Annotated in this window: 1 protein-coding gene; it reads left to right on the top strand. The window is 73.9% G+C overall.

Translation table 11 applies throughout. From position 1 onward, the window contains the following. Nucleotides 1-1,516 (top strand): alpha/beta hydrolase (locus B9S61_RS13705; RefSeq protein WP_103542508.1); only part of this gene is annotated, 1,516 nt, incomplete at its 5' end. Nucleotides 1,517-1,523 lie beyond the last annotated feature (7 nt).

Raw genomic sequence — 1,523 nt, 5'->3', positions numbered from 1 at the left:
GGCGCCCGAGGCGCGCGGTACGGCCGTGGCCGCCGCGCGCGCCGCCGACCGGGGCATCGACTTCGGGACGTGTCCCGCCGAGCAGCAGCTGCCGGGCACCGTCCGGTGCGGCACGGTCAGCGTCCCGCTCGACTACGCCCGCCCGGACGGCAGGCAGATCCGGCTCACCGTCAGCCGCGCCCGCGCCACCGGGAAGGACCCGGACAACGGCAAGCGCGAGGTGCGCCGGCAGGGCTCCCTCGTCCACAACCCGGGCGGGCCGGGTGCGAACGGCATGTACTTCCCGATGACGGGCGCGCTCCCCGAGTGGAAGCGCATCGCGGCGGCCTACGACCTCGTCGGCTACGCCCCGCGCGGGGTGGGCCCTTCGGCGCCGCTGTCCTGCACGGACCCGGGGTCGTTCCACACCGCTCCCACGAACGCGCCGGTCCACCCCTCCGAGGCGGACAAGCGGAAGCGCGTCGCTCGGGCCAAGGCGTACGCGCGTGGCTGCGCCGAGCGGACCGGGAACTCCCTGCGGCACTACAACTCGCTCAACAACGCCCGTGACCTCGACGTCCTGCGCGCCGCGCTCGGTGAGAACCGGCTGACGTTCCTGGGATCGTCGTACGGCACGTACCTCGGGGCGCTGTACGTCACGATGTTCCCCTCGCACGTACGGCGGATGGTGTTCGACGCGGCGGTGAACCCGGACCCGGAGCAGATCTGGTACCGCAACAACCTCGACCAGTCGGCGGCGTTCGAGGACCGCTGGGCCGACTTCCGGGCGTGGGTCGCCCGGCACGACGACGTGTACGGACTGGGCGACACCGCGCGGAAGGTGCAGACGGGTTACGAGACGGCGAGGACGCGGCTGGCGAAGGAACCGGCGGGCGGGAAGGTCGGGCCGGAGCAGTTGCAGGCGGCACTGCTGCAGGCCGGGTACTACGACGACCACTGGCCGCACCGCGCACGCGTCCTGTCGGCGTACCTGAAGGGTGATCCGGCGCCGTTGGTCGAACTGGCGCAGGCCTATCCGGAGGCGGCGGCGGAAGCGGAGAACTCGCGGGCGGTGTATCTCGCCGTGGAGTGCAACGACGCGCCCTGGCCGACGGACTGGGCGGTGTGGGACCGCGACAACACCCGGCTCGCACGCCGGGCGCCCTTCGAGACCTGGGCCAATGTGTGGACGAACCTGCCCTGCGCCTACTGGAAGGCGCCCCGGCAGCGGCCGCTGGACGTGCGCGCCGGGCGCGGCGAGCTGCCGCCGACGCTGATCCTGGCGGCCGAGCGGGACGCGGCCGCCCCGTACGACGGTGCGCTGGAGCTGCACCGGCGACTGGCGGGTTCGACGCTGGTGACCGAGCGGGACGCGGGCAGCCACGGCATCGCGGGCGGGCCCAACGCCTGTGTGAACGGGCACCTGGAGGCATACCTGCTCGAGGGCCGCGTACCGGGACGGCGCGCTTCCTGCGCACCACACCCGGAGCCCCGGCCCGAGCCCCGGACACGACCGGTGGAGCACCACGCCGGGTAGCCCCCTG

The sequence above is a fragment of the Streptomyces sp. SM1 genome (genome assembly GCF_002910825.1).
Taxonomy (GTDB): Bacteria; Actinomycetota; Actinomycetes; order Streptomycetales; family Streptomycetaceae; genus Streptomyces; species Streptomyces okerensis.
This window is presented reverse-complemented; position numbering and strand designations above follow the sequence as displayed.